13 protein-coding genes are annotated in these 16085 nt (G+C 67.3%); 5 read left to right on the forward strand and 8 right to left on the reverse strand.

The genetic code is table 11. The features are described from left to right. The first annotated feature begins 137 nt into the window (after positions 1-137). The 4 genes from AB0L70_RS00525 (at position 138) to AB0L70_RS00540 (ending at position 3195) form a co-directional block, all read left to right on the forward strand. Positions 138-1013, forward strand: coding sequence for an alpha/beta hydrolase (locus AB0L70_RS00525; protein WP_363678360.1), 876 nt, complete (start codon positions 138-140; stop codon positions 1011-1013). A gap of 133 nt (positions 1014-1146) precedes the next feature. Beyond that, a complete protein-coding gene (locus AB0L70_RS00530) occupies positions 1147-1617 on the forward strand; it encodes a hypothetical protein (RefSeq protein WP_363678362.1) in 471 nt (156 codons plus the stop codon). 302 nt (positions 1618-1919) lie between these two features. Continuing rightward, positions 1920-2291, forward strand: a complete 372-nt coding sequence (locus AB0L70_RS00535; RefSeq protein WP_363678364.1) for an FKBP-type peptidyl-prolyl cis-trans isomerase — start codon at positions 1920-1922, stop codon at positions 2289-2291. Positions 2292-2577: 286 nt separating this feature from the next. Continuing rightward, complete coding sequence (locus AB0L70_RS00540) at positions 2578-3195, forward strand: hypothetical protein (protein WP_363678366.1); 618 nt, start codon at positions 2578-2580, stop codon at positions 3193-3195. A 36-nt stretch (positions 3196-3231) separates the two neighbouring features. On the opposite strand, the gene AB0L70_RS00545 is transcribed toward AB0L70_RS00540, so the two are convergent. The 5 genes from AB0L70_RS00545 to AB0L70_RS00565 all read right to left on the reverse strand — a co-directional run bounded on the left by AB0L70_RS00545 (position 3232) and on the right by AB0L70_RS00565 (position 12599). Then, positions 3232-8376: an AAA domain-containing protein gene (locus AB0L70_RS00545; RefSeq protein WP_363678368.1), complete on the reverse strand. Its 5145-nt coding sequence runs from the start codon at positions 8374-8376 to the stop codon at positions 3232-3234. Then, positions 8373-9536 (reverse strand): M48 family metalloprotease, encoded by a 1164-nt coding sequence (locus tag AB0L70_RS00550; RefSeq protein WP_363678370.1) that lies wholly within the window; start codon positions 9534-9536, stop codon positions 8373-8375. The genes AB0L70_RS00545 and AB0L70_RS00550 overlap by 4 nt, the downstream gene beginning before the upstream one ends. Positions 9537-9603: 67 nt before the next feature. Then, a complete protein-coding gene (locus AB0L70_RS00555; RefSeq protein WP_363678372.1) occupies positions 9604-10494 on the reverse strand; it encodes an ABC transporter ATP-binding protein in 891 nt (296 codons plus the stop codon). Positions 10495-10497: 3 nt separating this feature from the next. Beyond that, the gene (locus AB0L70_RS00560; protein ID WP_363678374.1) at positions 10498-11535 is read right to left on the reverse strand and encodes an iron chelate uptake ABC transporter family permease subunit; all 1038 of its coding nucleotides are present in this window, start codon (positions 11533-11535) and stop codon (positions 10498-10500) included. After that, complete coding sequence (locus tag AB0L70_RS00565; RefSeq protein ID WP_363678376.1) at positions 11532-12599, reverse strand: iron chelate uptake ABC transporter family permease subunit; 1068 nt, start codon at positions 12597-12599, stop codon at positions 11532-11534. Before AB0L70_RS00565 ends, AB0L70_RS00560 begins: the two co-directional genes overlap by 4 nt. A 110-nt stretch (positions 12600-12709) precedes the next feature. Here AB0L70_RS00565 and AB0L70_RS00570 point away from each other — a divergent pair, with 110 nt between their 5' ends. Further along, a complete protein-coding gene (locus AB0L70_RS00570) occupies positions 12710-13531 on the forward strand; it encodes a siderophore-interacting protein (protein ID WP_363678378.1) in 822 nt (273 codons plus the stop codon). A gap of 53 nt (positions 13532-13584) precedes the next feature. Here the strand turns inward: AB0L70_RS00570 and AB0L70_RS00575 are convergent, their stop codons facing one another. The 3 genes from AB0L70_RS00575 to AB0L70_RS00585 form a co-directional block, all read right to left on the reverse strand. After that, complete coding sequence (locus AB0L70_RS00575; protein WP_363678380.1) at positions 13585-14796, reverse strand: alginate lyase family protein; 1212 nt, start codon at positions 14794-14796, stop codon at positions 13585-13587. A 212-nt stretch (positions 14797-15008) separates the two neighbouring features. Beyond that, on the reverse strand, positions 15009-15404 hold the full coding sequence (locus AB0L70_RS00580; protein WP_363678382.1) for a PPOX class F420-dependent oxidoreductase: 396 nt from the start codon (positions 15402-15404) through the stop codon (positions 15009-15011). 25 nt (positions 15405-15429) lie between these two features. Further along, positions 15430-16020 carry a TetR/AcrR family transcriptional regulator gene (locus AB0L70_RS00585; protein WP_363678384.1) on the reverse strand — a complete coding sequence of 197 codons (591 nt, stop codon included), beginning with the start codon at positions 16018-16020 and terminating at the stop codon, positions 15430-15432. Positions 16021-16085: the final 65 nt, after the last annotated feature.

Genomic DNA, 16085 nt, shown 5'->3' on the forward strand with positions numbered 1-16085 from the left:
AGCGAGTTTCTTCACCACGAAGTGCGAGATTAGTGCCTGCTGGGTGCAGGTTGAGGTCCTGGTCGGGGCACCCGGGGCGGTCTAGGCTCTCGAACACGAGCCCAATCGAGGGGGATGGGCGGACCAGAGGAGCCTCCATGACGGACCCCATCACCCGCACGCTCGACGTACCCGGAGCCACCCTGACGTACGACGTTCGCGGCGACCTCACGGATCGGGACCAGCCGGTGCTGCTGATGATCGGTTCACCGATGGCTGCCAGCGGATTCCCGACTCTGGCATCGCACTTCACCGACCGGACAGTCGTCACCTACGACCCACGTGGCACGGAGCGGAGCGTCCGCACCGGAGAGCTGACCGAGGTGTCGCCGGACGATCACGCCGCCGACCTCGCAGCGCTGATCGAGGCGCTCGACGCCGGTCCGGTCGACCTGTTCGCCAGCAGCGGCGGCGCGGTCAACTCCCTGGCCCTGATCGCCAAGCGGCCCGATCTGATCCACACCCTGGTCGCGCACGAGCCGCCGCTGGCCGCGATCGTTCCGGACAGCGAGGCCGCGCTGGCCGTGGTCGCGGACATGTATGCGACCTACCAGCGTGACGGGATGGGCGCCGGGATGGCCAAGTTCATCGCGTTCGTCAGCTACGAGGGCGAGGTCCCGGCCGACTACACCCAGCAGCCGGCTCCTGACCCGGCCATGTTCGGTCTGCCGACCGAGGACGACGGCTCCCGCGACGACGCCCTACTCGGTCAGAACCTGCGCAAGTGCACGTCGTACCAGCCGGACTTCGACGCCCTCACCAAGGCCAGGGACTCGATCGTCATCGGCGTCGGGGAAGAGTCCGGCAACCAGCTCGCCGCGCGTGGGGGCAAGGCAACCGCCGCCCGTCTCGACCTCGAGCCGGTCGTCTTTCCGAGCAACCACGGCGGGTTCCTCGGCAACGAGTACGGCCAGCCCGGCAAGCCCGAGGAGTTCGCCACCAAACTCCGCGAGGTCCTCACCACCCGCGCCTAACACTCATCCGATCGCGTCTCGCAACGCCATCTCGCGTTGTACTGAGATCGCGCTGAATGCGGATTGAAAGTCGGTCCACGTTGACTGCTGGCGACAGCTCTTCGGAGCACTCGCTCGTCATTCGGGAGGACCGATGTTCAGCTCTTCAGCCGTAGTGAGGCGTTCGACCGGCCGCACGAAACGCGCGCTCGCAGCAGTTGCCGCCGTACTCGGGGTGACAGTCGGCGGTGCGGTCGTGACCGCGCCGCCGGCCAGCGCGGCGACCTGCAACTCGGGAAGCACTTGTTATTACTGGTACAACGCCAACGGCACCAGCACTCTCAAGCGCCAAGAAGCCGGCAACCTTTCAGGTCAGCTCCACCCCGGCAACTACGGAGCCTGGGTCTGGAACCACGGCGTCCGCTACCCCGGCGCCGACCACATCACGTTGACCACCAGCCTCAACGGCATGCGGTACCGCATCTGCCTGCACTACGGGGCCGTCAACTTCGCCCTCGGAAGCGGCGTCACCACTGCCGCCAGGATCGCGCAGGGAGAGATCGTCACCGGTTGGACCTGGCGCGGCGAGTGCGCACCCGGCGAGGACACCTGGGGCAGATACTGACCTGCCCGGGCCGCAGTAAGGGCCAATCGGGTCAGGTATTCACCTTGCCTGGGTCGCGGTAACGGCAACTGGGCCAGGTACTAACGCTGCCTGGGTCCTGATGAGGGCAGCTGGGCCAGGTGCCGACGCTGCCTGGGTCCTGATGAGGGCAGCTGGGCCAGGTGCCGACGCTGCCTGGGTCCTGGTGAGGGCAGCTGGGCCAGGTGCTGATCCTGCTTGCTGTGCGGTGGGCTGGGCTGATCGTGGCGTTGTCGGGTGGGTCCACGTGAGGTTGGCGCGGTGGGTCTGGTTAGCTGGAGGGTATGACTGAGAAGCCAGAGATCGACTTTCCAGACGGCCCGCCGCCGGCGGATCTGGAGATCACCGACATCACCGAAGGTGACGGCGACGAGGCCAAGGCCGGCTCGCGGGTGAACGTGCACTACGTGGGCGTGGCCCACTCGACCGGCGAGGAGTTCGACGCGTCGTACAACCGCGGCGCCCCGCTCGCCTTCCAGCTCGGTGTCGGCCAGGTCATCCAGGGCTGGGACACCGGCGTCCAGGGCATGAAGGTCGGCGGCCGGCGCAAGCTGGTCATCCCGCCGCACCTCGGCTACGGCGACCGCGGCGCCGGCAACGCAATCAAGCCAGGCGAAACCCTGATCTTCGTAGTAGACCTAATCAGCGTCAGCTAACCCGATCAGCACCAGCTGACCCGCTCCGGGTCAACTGACCTGATCAACGTCCGCCGACCTAATCAGCGTCAGCCGACCCGATCCACGTCAAGCGACCTGATCAGCGTCAGCTGGCCCGATCCACGTCAAGCGACCTGATCAGGGTTGGCTGACCGGTCTGGGGTCGACACGAGGGGTTGATGCTTCTCGGGGCCCCCGCGATCCGCCACAGTGGTGGATATCGCGGGGGTCCTTCGCGTAGTTGTACTCATCCCGCCTCGCCCAGCGGTCGGTTTGACTGGGAGGTATGACGACGATGGTTGCCACGACGGTCCCGGCCGCGCGGGTGAGCTGGGTGCGGTACGCCGACCTGGCCGCGAAGGTGCTGCTCTTCGGCTTGTTGCTCTCGGCCCTGATCTGGCCGGACCTCAGCGGGATCAAGGGAAAGGCGTCGACCGCCCGCCTGGTCGTCTACCCGATCGGGGCGATGGTCCTGCCACTGTGGTGGTGGGCGTACGGCCGCACCAGGAGCAAGCTGCACTCCAGCTTCCCGTGGCACGCAGACCTGCTGATGACGCTGCCGTGGCTGATCGATCTGATCGGCAACCGCCTCAACCTGTTCGACACGATCACCTGGTGGGACGACGCGATGCACTTCGTGCTCTGGGGTTTCCTCACCGCCGGCGTCCTGCTCGCATTCGCCCCGCGGAACCTCTCTCGCGGCCTCACCACCTTCGTAGCCCTCGGCTTCGGCGCCACCGCCGCCGTCGTGTGGGAACTCGGTGAGTACGTCGCCTTCGTCCGCAACTCGCCCGAACTCCAAACCGCCTACACAGACACCCTCGGCGACCTCGCCCTAGGCAGCCTCGGCGCCCTCCTAGCCGGCCAAATCCTCTACCAAGTAACCACCCGCAAAACCCTCTGACCCAACCGCCCGTCCGCCGAGGGAGCGGTCGGTCGGTTAGCTGTCGATTGGGCGGTGAAGGGCTTCTAGGAGTTGGGTTATGACTGTTTCTGGGGTGCGGATCCAGTCGGCGGATAGTACGTGGTGGACGCGCCAGCCGGTTGTGGTGAGGGCGCGCGGGTGGGTGGTCAGCCGCTCGAGGAGAGTGTCCGCGGCGACCCGCTCCCGCGTGTCCACGAGAACAGCAACCCGATGCCCCTCATCCTCAGGCAACTTCAACGCCAGATCACACCGAAACACCGATTCCCCTACAGCCGTATCCACCTCCACCCCACGAGCCTCCAACGCCACCCGGAGCTGCTCGACAACTGAACCGCTTACCCCCACCGAACTGCCCGTGGGCCTAGAGGAAACGGATGGGCCGACCAGGACACCCCCACCGGCTGAGGTGGTGGACATGGAGCCGGGGGTGGAACTAGAGGTGGTGGATGGGATGCGGGTGGTGGTGCGGGAGAGGTTGTAGGGGGTTAGGGCGGATTTGGCGGCGGGGTGGTTGCCTTGGGAGATGGCTGTGGCGTAGGTGAGGAAGCGGCGGAGGGTGTTGGCGCCGTCGTTGTAGGTGTTGGTGATGGACTCGGGTTCGATGCTGCTGACGACGACCATGTGCTGCCGGGCGCGGCTGAAGATGACGTTGAGGCGCTTCTCGCCGCCCGAGGTGTTGATCGGGCCGAAGTTCATCAGCATCCGGCCGTCGGGACCGGCGGCGTAGCAGACGCTCATCAGGATGATGTCGCGCTCATCGCCCTGCACGTTCTCCAGGTTCTTCACGAACAACCCGGCGTCCTGGTCGTCCTGCGTCCGGACCTGCTCCGCCTCGTACCGCGCCCCGAAGACCGGATCCGTCTCCGCCAACTCGTCGAGGGCTCGCTCGATCTCCCCCTGCTGGGCCTCGGAGAACGCAACGATCCCCAGACTCTGTCCCGTCTCCCGAGCAAGCAACTCCCGAACCAACTCCGCGATATACCGAGCCTCACCAGGATTGGTACGCCGTACATAAACACCGTCGACGAGCCGCACCGCCGTGATGCTGCCGGCGAGCACACCATCGCAGACGTCACCCACAGGCGAGTCGGACCGCACGGTCCACGGCGGCGCAGCAGCAGCCGGCAACCGATCCGGGATCGTCGCCAACCGCCCCTGATAGAACGCCGCGTTGCTGAACGAGATCAACGCCTCCGACCGACTCCGGTAATGCCACGTCAGCATCGAGGACGCCAACCGCAACGCACTGATCGAAAGGAAACTGTCCTCGGTCAGTACGACGCCAACCTGCCGATCATCCACTCCGGAACTCGACTCGACCGCCTCAGCGGCAGCCTCCGGATCCGTGCGCACCCGGAAGTACTGCATCGGCGGCAACTGCATCTGGTCGCCGACCACGATCACCTGCGGCGCCCGATGCAACGCCGGAATCGCTTCCTCCACAGGGATCTGACTCGCCTCGTCGTACACGACGACGTCGAACGCGTCAGTCAGCGGCAACGTATCCGACACCGACGACGGACTCATCAACCACACCGGCCGCAGCTTCGACACCACGGAACCCGGTGCCCCCGACGCGAGATCGCGGATCGACCGGTACCGCATCACCTTGCCGAACTCGTGCTCCAACTCCCGCCGCCCGGCAGCGAACGTCTTCTTCCGCTCCCGATCCTCCGGCGACATCCCGGTCACACTCTGCTCGGAGTGCGCCACCTCGACCAGGAACCGACGCCGCACCTGCGCAACGACAAGCTCAGCATTCACCGAAGTCAGCTCGTCGTAGACCACGCCCAGCTCACCAACGATCGAGTCCACCCGCGCCGACGAGAGCTGCAGCGACGCAACCGCCACGGACCGCGCCCACTCCGCCGCACACACGGCGTACTCCACCTGATCCGGCGAAGCATCCAACCGCCGCATGGCCGTCCACACCGACGCAGGCGCGTCCCCCAGCTCCCGCACCACCGGCCCAACAGCCCGTACGACGGCATCCGCGGACCCCAGCCGCTCCGCCAGCTCACGCACCCCATCGACCGTCAGCGACTCGTACTCCGGCGCCAGCAACTCCTCCGACGGCCCGGAAGCGCGATCCAACGCATCCGCCACCCGGGCCAACGCAGCCGGAGCCTCATCGTCCAAGACCAACCGCCAGTCCGGCAGCAGCGGATTCTTCCGCAATGACGCCAACTGCTCCGCGAGTACGACGGGATCGTCCGCACCCCAATGCCGCCGGGTCTCCTCGACATGCGATACGACCGCCGCCGACGCCGACTGCGCGGCCACCAATTGCGTCAGCAACTCGACCACAGACGGCTGCACAGCTCGCGTCGTACCGTCGAACCGACTCCGCACCAACCCGCGAACCCGTCGCCAATCCCCACTCAGGAAGGAGAACAACCCACCTTCCTTGCCCTGGGCAATCTTCAAGGCCGACTGCGCATCGGCCGGCTCCAACGGCTCACGCCACCCCGCCGCGGCCGACCAGGCAGTCCGCTCGGCCGCCACCAGTCGCTCCCGCTCGACGCAGGCAGCCTTCAACTCCTGCCCATCCCCCGACCGTGGCTGCAGCGCGTCCACCCGATCCCGCGACGCCAGCGGCGCAACCACGCGCCCAAGCTCGGCCAGTACGCCGACCTGTCGCACAGACCACCCGCCATCCGGGCCGTCGGCACCAACCTCAGCCACCGCAGACGCCACCGAATCCCAAGCAGCACGGACAATCCCAGCCCGCTCCGGCACATCCCCCGAACCCCACCGCTCGACCGCAAGGAACGCCAGCGGACTCCGCGCGAGCACCCCACCGGTCGCCGGATCAGCAGCGGCCAGTTCCCGCGCGATCGCCCGTACACCGGACCGCGACGACCACCACTCACCAACCGACGGAACGAGCAAAGGATCCGGCTCATAGCGATGATCCCGCAGCTCAGCCAGCCGATCCACGACCTCCCGAAGCCGAGGCTCGCCAAGGCTCAACCGCTGCTCGAACTCACCAACCATGTCCAGCAGCCGATCCACCCGACCGACCAACTCATCCCGTCGTACGGTCAACGAATCCAGATCGTCCTCAGCCGCGAGCCACGTCTCGTACGTCTCCCGCAACCCATGGACGAACGCCTTCTTGTCGGCCTGCGAGTCGTGGATCAACGCACACAACCCGTCCAGTCGCCGGCTCGCCAGCCGCGCATGGACAACATCCAGCGCAGCCCGCTTCTGACACACGAACAGCACCCGCCGCCCGCGTGCGACGAAGTCCGCGATCATGTTGGTGATCGTCTGCGACTTACCCGTCCCCGGCGGTCCCTGGATGACGAAACTCTCACCGCGCCGCGCCCGCGCGATCGCCGCCACCTGCGAACCGTCCGCCGGCACAACCACATGCCGATCGGCCGTCGGCAACTCCGGCGGCGCACTGCTGATCGGCCGCGGATGATCGGAGAACAGCTGGTCGAACGCGGCCGACGAGTCCCCGCTGACCAGCAGCTCGTCGTAGTCCCGGACCAACCCGAGCGTGCGGTAGTTGAAGTTCGCCAGCGAGACCGCGCACAGGTCGACGTCCCACGAGTACGGCCCGCCCTCGGTGTCGAGCGAGTACGTATCAGTCTCGATCGCTCCCGGCTGCCGCGGCGCCTCACCCAGCGCGATGCCGATCGGGAGCGTCTGCTGCGCGATCTGCGTCCGGAAGATCTGCACACCAAGCGGTTGATAGTCGGTACGCCGGTACGAGTACGCGTAATGCTTCCCGCCGAAGTCGCCGGCGAGGTTGCCGTGCTTGCGGCGTTGGTAGTTCCGCAGCTTGACCATCGCCCGCTGCCGAACCAGATCGATCCGCGGCTTCTCCCGCAGGTGCAGCCGCAGACCGGGCTCGGTCGCCTGGATCTCCTTCGCCAGCCGCTCATGCAACTCACGAAGGGCATCCGGCGATGACAGATCCACGGTCTCAGGCAGCGTGATCCCGTACAGCTGCCGAAGGTGCTGCCGCAGCGTCGGGTTGACCTCGGCGACCGGATCAGTGACCCGCAGCGTGTACGAGTCCCGCACACCGCGCTTCTTCGTCAGCTCGACCTTCGCCAGCACCAGCGGTGACGCCAGCCGGGTCTCCGGATCGTTCTTCAGGTCGTGCCAGCGAAGGAACGCCGGCACCAGCCGGAGCTGATCCTGCCCATAGTCGGCCCGATCCCGCCGAGCCGTCGCAATCAGCTTGTCCAACGTGTTCGCGGCGTACGGCGCCTCGTCGTACCGGACCCATTTCCCCAAGGGTTGCGCCTTGCCGAGGAGCTGTTTCACCAGGTCCTCACGCCAGGTGAAGAGGTGCTCGTCCCGGATCGTCCGGACGTCGAGCATGAGTGGCACCGACACCTCGGTGAGGTTCAGCGTCTGGGCGGTCGGGCGGAAGTTGATCAGCCGGTTCCGCCGGGACAGATCGAACAGCCGGTCGCGCAGTGCGCCGAGCACCGCCGTACGCCGGTCCGTCGCACCACGGATGATCGCTTCGACGTCGAAGTCGAGAGGCTGGTCGCGGTAGTTCTCGAGCTGGTCGATCAGCGAGTGCAGGTCCTGGGCGCGCTGACGCCGGTCCGGCTCGGCCATCTGGGCGGCGACCGACGCGATCACCGGATGCAGGCTCGGCCCGAGACGGTGGAAGTTGCCGTGGGCATCGATCAACTCGGCGAGGTCCGCGGTCCGGGAAAGGTCGAGTCCGCAGCCGAGCGCGACCAGCAGCTGGCCCAGGCTGAAGATGTCGGTGAGTGGGTCGTGATGGCCGACGACGTGTTCCCAGCTCTGCCAGCCGGGGACGTACACAGGAGCGGTGATCGCGTCGGGGACCGGCTCGGTGACGACGGTCGTCGCCCGGCCGCCGCTCTCGCCGAGATCGAGGTCGGTCTGCCGGTGCGCAACCACCTCGACCGCGGTCGGTCGCGAGCCCTGCCGGGCAGCAAGAGCAACCGGCGCAAACGTTGGCCGGGTAGCGTCCTCGGGCCCGAAGCCGAGCCGATGCTGCTCGTCGACGGTGATCCGATCGAGGCCGCGCAAGGGCGCAACCAGTCCACGCTCATGCACTTCGGCCGTCGCATGGAACAACGGCAACACCGCCGCCAGCAGGGCATCGTTCCCGAGCCCGCCCGTGGAGACAGCCAGAGCGACCAGATCTTCAGCGCTCATCCGACCACCTCATCGGCCGCACGCACGAACCGCGCGCGCTCCTTGTCTGTCCAGCCCAGCTCGTCGTCGGCGACATCGGCGTACCCAGTCAGGCCGGCCCGCCGGGCGACCACGAGGGCCGCGACCAGCCCGTCATCACCCGTCTCCGGATCGGTGGTGGCCAGGTCGAGCAGCAGGTAGGACAGGTAGCGCTTGGTGGCGTCGGTCAGCGGGCGCGGTCGGGGCAGTGGCGCGCCATCGACCGGCCGGATCGACAGCGGCTCGTCGAAGCGCACCGCTCCCCCAGGTACGCCGAGCGGCCCGGGCGGATCCGCGAAACCGGCAGCAGCCGTCGCAACCGCGTCCGTGCGCAGACCGTCGGCGTACGCGATCGCCGCAGCGAAATCACGGCTCAACTCGCGCAGCAGGGCCGCGTCGAGCAGGTCCGGCGCGTCTACGTCGAGTGGTCCGGTCACTAGCGCCTCAACGTTCTCACCGGCCAGCCAGTTCCGCAGTGCCCATGCGCGCCCGACGGCCTCCGGGTGCGTGGTCCCTCGACTGCCGGAGCTCAGATCGAGCCCGTCCGCCTGGCGAAGGTAGGCCTCCGGATCCGCAGTGCTCAGGCCGGTCTCGAGCTTCAGCAGCGCGCGGATCGCCGTACTCAGATCACCGCACGCCGTCAGCGCACCCCGATCGGCGAAGAGTTCAGTCGCGAGGGACCAGCGCCTGTGCGTCTCCAGATACTGCTGCGGCGTACGAGCGTCACCCGCGGCGGCATCGAGCAGCCGGTCAACCGCCAAGTACCCGCCGTCCTCGGCCAACCAGAGCAGCCGGTGAGCGAGCTCGTGCCCGATGACGGCGGTCAGCTCGTCCGAATCCAGCCGATCGAGCAGCGGTCCCTGAAAGACGATGACCGGCTTCTCCTGATGGAGATAGGCCGCGTTCGGCTCGCCGTTCACCTGGAAGTAGTCGATGTTCCCGTCCAGCTCGAGCGCCTCGGCCGCGCGCCGCCCAGCCGCGTGCACGTCCGGATGCGCGTCAGCCGACAGGCGGTACGCGTTCCGCAACAGTACGTCGCCGACGTCATCGACCGGTCCGCCCCCCAACGCCGTCCAGGCGTGCTCGTCCTGGCGGCGGACAACCGCGAGGACGGCTTGGTGGTACCCCAGGACGGACAACATGGCGCCACCCTAATCACCCCGACCGACGAAAACCGAGACCGATCAGCGATGCCTGTGGACAACCACCTCAGCGATCGGCAGGCCGGCAGATCCCGTTCGCCGCGGCGGAGGCAGCCAGCGCGGCCGCGGCCGGAGACGCCACGACCTTGTCGTTGCGGGTCGTATGGCGGCCCAGCGGCACGACCATCGGCGTACCGGCGACCGGGTCGGGGATGACCTTCACGGCCAGGCCGAAGATGTCGTGGACGACCTCCTCGGTGATCACCTCGCGCGGGTCGCCCTCACAGACGATCGCGCCGTCCTTCATCGCGATCAGGTGGTCGCCGAACCGGCACGCCTGGTTGAGATCGTGCAGAACCAGGACGATCGTCCGGTCGGCGGACTTGTTCAGATCGACCAGCAGATCGAGGACCTCGAACTGGTGGGTCAGGTCGAGGAACGTCGTCGGCTCGTCCAGCAGCAGGATGTCCGTCTCCTGCGCGAGCGCCATCGCGATCCACACCCGCTGCCGCTGTCCACCCGACAGCTCGTCGATCGGACGATCGGCCAGCGACAGCACGTCCGTCGAGGTCATCGCCTCCGCGACCGCCTCGTCGTCCGACTTGGTCCACTGCCGGATCCACCGCGTCCGTGGGTACCGCCCACGCCCGACCAGGTCGGCGACCGTGATCCCCTCCGGCGCGGTCGGCGACTGCGGCAGCAGCCCGAGCTTGGTCGCGACCTCGCGGGTCGGGATCGACTGGATCCCCTTGCCGTCCAGCAGCACTGTCCCGTGCGACGGCTTGAGCAACCGGGCAAGCGTCTTCAGCAGCGTCGACTTGCCACACGCGTTGGCGCCGACGATGACGGTGATCTTGCCGGTCGGGATCCGCACGGACAGGTCGTGAATGATCTCCCGCTGGTCGTAGCCCACCGCCAGGCTCTCAGCGGCCAAGGTGTGCTCCACAGAGTTCTCCATCTCTCAGCCACCACTCCCGACGCGGTTGGTCCGGGCCAGCAGGAACATCAGGTACGGCGCACCGACAACGCCGGTCACCACACCGACGGGCAACTGCATGTCGCCGAACGCGTGCTGCGCGATCAGGTCCGACAACGCCACCACCAGCGCACCGAGCAACGCGGACGCGATCATCGCGGGCCCCGGCGACCGGGTCAGCCGCCGCGCGATCGGCGGTGCGACGAACGCGACGAACCCGATCGGTCCGGCCGCCGCCGTCGCCACCGCGGCCATCAGCACCGCGATCACGATCAGCCCGAGTCGCGAGCTCTCCACCCGCAACCCCAGTCCGTACGCCGTCTCGTCGCCGAGCTGCAGAATGCGCAACCGGTGGACGAGGATCGCTGTGAGTGGCGCCAGTACGACGAGGGTGATCGCCAGCGACCGTACGTTCGACCAGTCGCGTCCGTTCAGGCTTCCGGTCAGCCAGATCAGCGCCTGCTGGGCGATCTCGACCCTTGCCTTGGTCAACAAGTACGACGTGACGCTGGTCGCGATCGCACCGATCCCGATGCCGATCAGGATCAGCCGGTAACTCGACACGCCATGCCGCCAGGCCAGTACGTACATGATGAACGCGGTCAGCACAGCACCGACGATCGCGAACGCCGACACCGCGACCCCGGTCACCCCGAGCGTGATGATGGCGAACACCGCGAACGCACTCGCGCCGTACGTGACACCGATGATGTCCGGACTGGCCAGCGGGTTGCGGGCGATGCTCTGGAAGATCGCACCGGACATGCCCAGCGCGGCGCCGACGAGCAGCCCGGTGAGTGCCCTGGGCAACCGAAGCCGGTTGACGATGAACTCGGTCGCCTTGTCGCCGCCACCGAATAGCGTCTTCACCACATCGAGGACCGGGATCTTGAAGTCGCCCAGCGACAACGAGACGCAGAACGTGACGAAGACGATGGCCGCGAGTACGACGAGCACGACCAGCGACCGTGCCTGCCGGGCCGCGCGGGCCCGCGCGACGATCTGGATCGCTTCGGCGGTCATAGATCCGCCAACTTCCGTCGCCGTACGAGCGCGATGAAGAACGGCGCACCGATGACCGCGGTGACGATGCCGACCTGCAGCTCACCGGGCTGCGCGACGATCCGGCCGAGTACGTCGGAACCGAGCAGCAGGATCGGGGCGAGCAGCATCGAGTACGGCAGGATCCAGCGGTAGTCCGGCCCGGTGATGAGCCGCGCGACGTGCGGAATCGTCAGACCGATGAAGCCGATCGGTCCCGCGGCTGCCGTGGCGGCACCACAGAGCACGACGACGACCACCGCGACGAACAACCGAGCCAGTCCGACTCGCTGTCCGAGCGACTTGGCCACCTCGTCACCGAGCGACAGAGCATTCAGCAGCCGCCCGGAGACCAGCGCCAGCGCGATCCCGATCAGGATGAACGGCGCGACCTGTCCGGCGATGTCCGAACCACGGCCGGCCAGCGAACCGACCGACCAGAACCGGAACTGGTCGAAGGTGTCGACATCGCCGATCAGCAAAGCGGTCGTGAGCGACCCGAGCATCGCCGTCATCGCCGCGCCGGCGAGCGCCAGCTTCACCGGCGTCGCGCCTTCCCGCCCGAGCGACCCGAGCAGATAGACGGCAACCGATGCAGCCGCGGCACCCACGAATGCGAGCCAGACGTACGCCGTCAGACTCGTCAGGCCGAACCAGTAGATGCCGCCGACAACGAACAGCGCGGCACCACCGTTCACGCCGAGGATGCCGGGGTCGGCCAGCGGGTTCCGGGTGACGCCCTGCATCAGCGCGCCGGACAGACCGAGGGCGGCACCGACGAGCAGGCCGATCACGGTCCGCGGCACCCGCAGCGAGCGGACGATCACGTGGTCGGTGTTGGCCTCGTTGTAGTGGCGCAAGGCGTCGAGCACGGTCGACAAGGGGATCTGCTTCGAGCCGACCGCGATGCTGAGCAACGTCACCAGCACCAGCAGGGCGAAGCAGACGATCAGCCCGAGAACGAGCGTGGACCGCCGGGTCCGGCGCGGGCGCGACCGGACGGCGGCATCAGGGCTGGCTTCAGCCACAGCACTGGGCGGGGGCATTGGACTTTGGGATCCTCTTAGGTAAGGCTAACCTCTAGACGCCTCACAATAACCCGGCCGTCCTCGGGTCCGCACCTGCGTCTCCGCTGAATAGTTTATGGAGAAACTTGATGACGACTGTGCTCGAGCGACCGATCGTGTTCGATTCGGTCCTCGCCACCGTGGCGGCCGTCGACGACCTCAGCCCGCACCTGCGCCGCGTGACCTTCGTCGCACCGCGGATCGCCGAGTCGGTGACGGCAGGGCCTGACCAGCGGATCAAGGTCCTGCTCACGCCGCCCGACGGCAGCGAGATCAAGCTGCCAACCGGCCCTGAGTGGTACCCGGAATGGTGCGCACAGCCGGTCGAGGAGCGTTTCATCATGCGGACCTACACCGTCCGCGCACTCCGTCCCGAGGTCGCCGAGCTCGACATCGAGTTCGTCCTGCACGGCGTCAACGGCCCGGCCTCCGCCTGGGTCAGCGAGGCGCAGCCGGGCGACCAGGTCGGCCTGCTCATCCCGTTCGCGGTCGACACCACCAGCACCAAGGGCCTGCTGCACTCCGGCGTCGACTACGTCCCGCCGGCAACGAGCGTGCGCCGGATCCTGGTTGCGGACGAGACCGCTCTGCCGGCGGTCGCGGGCATCCTCGAGCAGCTGCCCGCGGCCGTGCACGCCACCGTGTTCGTCGAGGTCCCGGACGCCGGCGACATCCGGCCGCTGCCGACCCCGGGCTCCGCCGACGTCACGTGGATCACCCCCACGAGTGAGCTGTCGTTGCTCGAGGCTATTGAATCCGCCGAGCTGCCGTACGACGCCGACTACGCCTGGGTCGCCGGCGAATCCTCGATGATCAAGTCGGTACGTCGCCATCTGGTGAACGCGGTCGGGATGCCGAAGTCCGCTATCTCGTTCCAGGGCTACTGGAAGCGCGGCGAAGCCCAGGTGTGAACTGCTCCGGGAGAGCTGAAGGGCAGAGTTCCAGCCCTCCCGGAAGCCTTGTGCTACGAGGGATTCTCGGCGTGCGTGAGGGTCTCCCACGCGACGAAGAGGTTGTTGGAGCCGGCCGGGCGGCGGGACTCCGTCAGGGCCTGGGTGTTCGCCATCGCGATCCCGAGCCGCGTGTGCAGAGCGTTGTAGCCGACCTCGGTGATCGGGCCGAGACCACGGTTGACCGCACCCTTGCAGAGCCAGGACGGCACCGGCTCCAGGTTGCGCTCCCAGCGCGACTGGAAGCCGAGCGCCTGCCGCAGCCGCTCCCCGAACTCCGGGTAGAGGTCGATGCCCTGGATCCGTGACGTCTCCAGCACGTGCGAGATCGACGAGATGCCGTAGCCGGTGTGGGTGAAGTCGCGACAGGTCTCCTGAGTCAGACCTGTCACGAACGTCCCCTGGCCCTGCCAGTAGCTGACGATCTTGTCCCGGGTGTTGAGGTTCTGGCTCGGCACCGTCTTCGGCAGCGCGCCGTCGGACTCCAGATATACGTACGCCGGAACCCGCAGCCGGTAGAGCGCGATCGCCTTGTCGTACACGGTCTTGTCCTCGAGGAACACACCGATGCCCTGGAGGGCTTCGATCATGCTCAACTCCCAGTTCCCGTTGGAGTTCGAGCCGTTGATCATCTCGGGCACGTAGACGTTGCGCAGCATGGTGGCGAAGCGGCCGGAGTTCGGCCAGTTGCCGTACACGTGCTTGATGATCTCCGCGGCCTTCGGCCACGAGGAGGACGCCCACGCGGTCTGCAGCGGCGCGTTGCTGTTGGTGTGATCGCGGATGGTGGCGGACCACGCATCCATCAGCTGGATCGCCTTCTGTGCATAGCGATCGTCACGGGTGATGTACCAGAGCAGCGCGTCGGTGTACGCCGCGATCGCATCCTCACGCTCGTCCGTGCAACCGAGGTTCGGATCCGAGTACGGGCCGCATTCCACCACCGCACGCGGTTTCGGCGTACGGGACAGGGATGCGTAGGCGCTGTTCTTGGCCTGGTTGAACGCGTTGGTCCACGGCTGGGCGCCGGCCTGCACCTTGGCCCGGACGAAGTCCAGCTGGGCCTGGCTCGACCCGACTCCAGGATGGGTGAATGCGGCAGGTGCGTTCACGGCGCTCGGCTCGGCTTTCGGTGCCGCGGTCGAGGCGGCGACTGCTGGGCTGCTGAGGGTCCCGGCGACCAGCGCGGCGCACGCGGCGGCCAGGACCAGGGGTTTGGCTCTCATCGGCGGATGTCCTGTCTTCGGGGGCGGAAGGACACTGCGCTCCCCCGCGTGCCGGAGCACTAGCGCAGGGTCTTTGCGAAAGTTTGACGACGGACGGTGAGCACGTCAATACCCCGACAACGACGGAACAATTGCGGAACTTCTCCCAGCTCAGTGGAACAAAGTGAGGATCTGTCCCATAAAGCGCCGAGCCTCAGAACTACCCAGCGTGACTAGTGGCCGAGCTGGCTGGTGATGCGTTCGACCAGGACGCTCGTGCTGAAGCGCTGCGTGCCCGGCGGCTCCACATCGGTCCAGTTGCCGGCGTACTTCGTCGCGATCGCCTGCTCCAGGACGTATTCCGGATCGGGCACCAGCTCGTCGATCTGACCGCGCAGTTCGATGTACGTCGTCGGCTGCGCGGGATCCATGACCACCACGGAGATGCGCGGGTTCCGCCGGAGGTTGCGGAGCTTCTGCCGACCGTCGACCAGGCTGAACCGGACCCGCTCGCCGTCCCACAGGAACCACAACGGCGTCACCTGGGGCTCGCCGTTCTTGCCGATCGTCCCGACCAGCGCGATCGCCTTCGAGGACAGCAGGTCATGAAACGTCGCCGGAATCTCCACACGGGGAGAGTACGTCGAAGTGGGCTCAGCCCAGCTGGCTTGCCAGCTCCCCCGAACGCACCCCGGCCGCATCCATCAACGCAGCCGCGGTGCTGACACCGAGACCAGCCAGCGGCTGCGCCCGCACGACGGCCCGCGCACTCGCGCCGTCGAAGACCATCGTCAGCTGGATCGCCAACGTACCCGGGTCGTCCGCGCCGGCCTTCACCAGCTCGCGGTGGAAGAAATCGGTCAGCTGCTGCTTGAAGTGCCGCGCCACCACCGACCCCGGGTGCTCCGGATTCTTCAGCTCGACCGCCGTACTCACATAGGGGCAGCCGAGGAAGTTGCCCTCAGCAACCACAGCGTCCTGCCGCTCGAACACGGTCAGGATCCGATCCCGGGCCGGCCGGTCGTCCGACGCGTCCGGGTGCAGCAGGGTCTGGTACGCCGGGCCGCGGCTGGCCAGGCTCTCCGCGATCAGCTCGTCCTTGGACCGGAACAGCTGGTACATGGACTTCTTCGACACCCCGGCCGCCTTGCAGAGCGCGTCCACTCCGATGTTGACGCCGTCGCGGTAGAAGAGTTCGCCCGCGGCGTCCAGGAGCCGCTCACGGGGTGTCGCCGAGGAGGTCATGAGACGAGGGTACCGGCTGGATTTGCTTATGGAAACCGATCGGTTTACTGTTCGATGAAACAGAT

Source organism: Kribbella sp. NPDC051952, from assembly GCF_040680855.1.
Classification (GTDB): Bacteria; Actinomycetota; Actinomycetes; order Propionibacteriales; family Kribbellaceae; genus Kribbella.

What these genes read in the sequence shown, in the direction of transcription:
- AB0L70_RS00525 (WP_363678360.1), top strand. Translation starts at nt 138, where the DNA reads ATGACGGACCCCATCACCCGCACGCTCGACGTACCCGGAGCCACCCTG.
- AB0L70_RS00530 (WP_363678362.1), top strand. Translation starts at nt 1,147, where the DNA reads ATGTTCAGCTCTTCAGCCGTAGTGAGGCGTTCGACCGGCCGCACGAAA.
- AB0L70_RS00535 (WP_363678364.1), top strand. Translation starts at nt 1,920, where the DNA reads ATGACTGAGAAGCCAGAGATCGACTTTCCAGACGGCCCGCCGCCGGCG.
- AB0L70_RS00540 (WP_363678366.1), top strand. Translation starts at nt 2,578, where the DNA reads ATGACGACGATGGTTGCCACGACGGTCCCGGCCGCGCGGGTGAGCTGG.
- AB0L70_RS00545 (WP_363678368.1), bottom strand. Translation starts at nt 8,376, where the DNA reads ATGAGCGCTGAAGATCTGGTCGCTCTGGCTGTCTCCACGGGCGGGCTC.
- AB0L70_RS00550 (WP_363678370.1), bottom strand. Translation starts at nt 9,536, where the DNA reads ATGTTGTCCGTCCTGGGGTACCACCAAGCCGTCCTCGCGGTTGTCCGC.
- AB0L70_RS00555 (WP_363678372.1), bottom strand. Translation starts at nt 10,494, where the DNA reads ATGGAGAACTCTGTGGAGCACACCTTGGCCGCTGAGAGCCTGGCGGTG.
- AB0L70_RS00560 (WP_363678374.1), bottom strand. Translation starts at nt 11,535, where the DNA reads ATGACCGCCGAAGCGATCCAGATCGTCGCGCGGGCCCGCGCGGCCCGG.
- AB0L70_RS00565 (WP_363678376.1), bottom strand. Translation starts at nt 12,599, where the DNA reads ATGCCCCCGCCCAGTGCTGTGGCTGAAGCCAGCCCTGATGCCGCCGTC.
- AB0L70_RS00570 (WP_363678378.1), top strand. Translation starts at nt 12,710, where the DNA reads ATGACGACTGTGCTCGAGCGACCGATCGTGTTCGATTCGGTCCTCGCC.
- AB0L70_RS00575 (WP_363678380.1), bottom strand. Translation starts at nt 14,796, where the DNA reads ATGAGAGCCAAACCCCTGGTCCTGGCCGCCGCGTGCGCCGCGCTGGTC.
- AB0L70_RS00585 (WP_363678384.1), bottom strand. Translation starts at nt 16,020, where the DNA reads ATGACCTCCTCGGCGACACCCCGTGAGCGGCTCCTGGACGCCGCGGGC.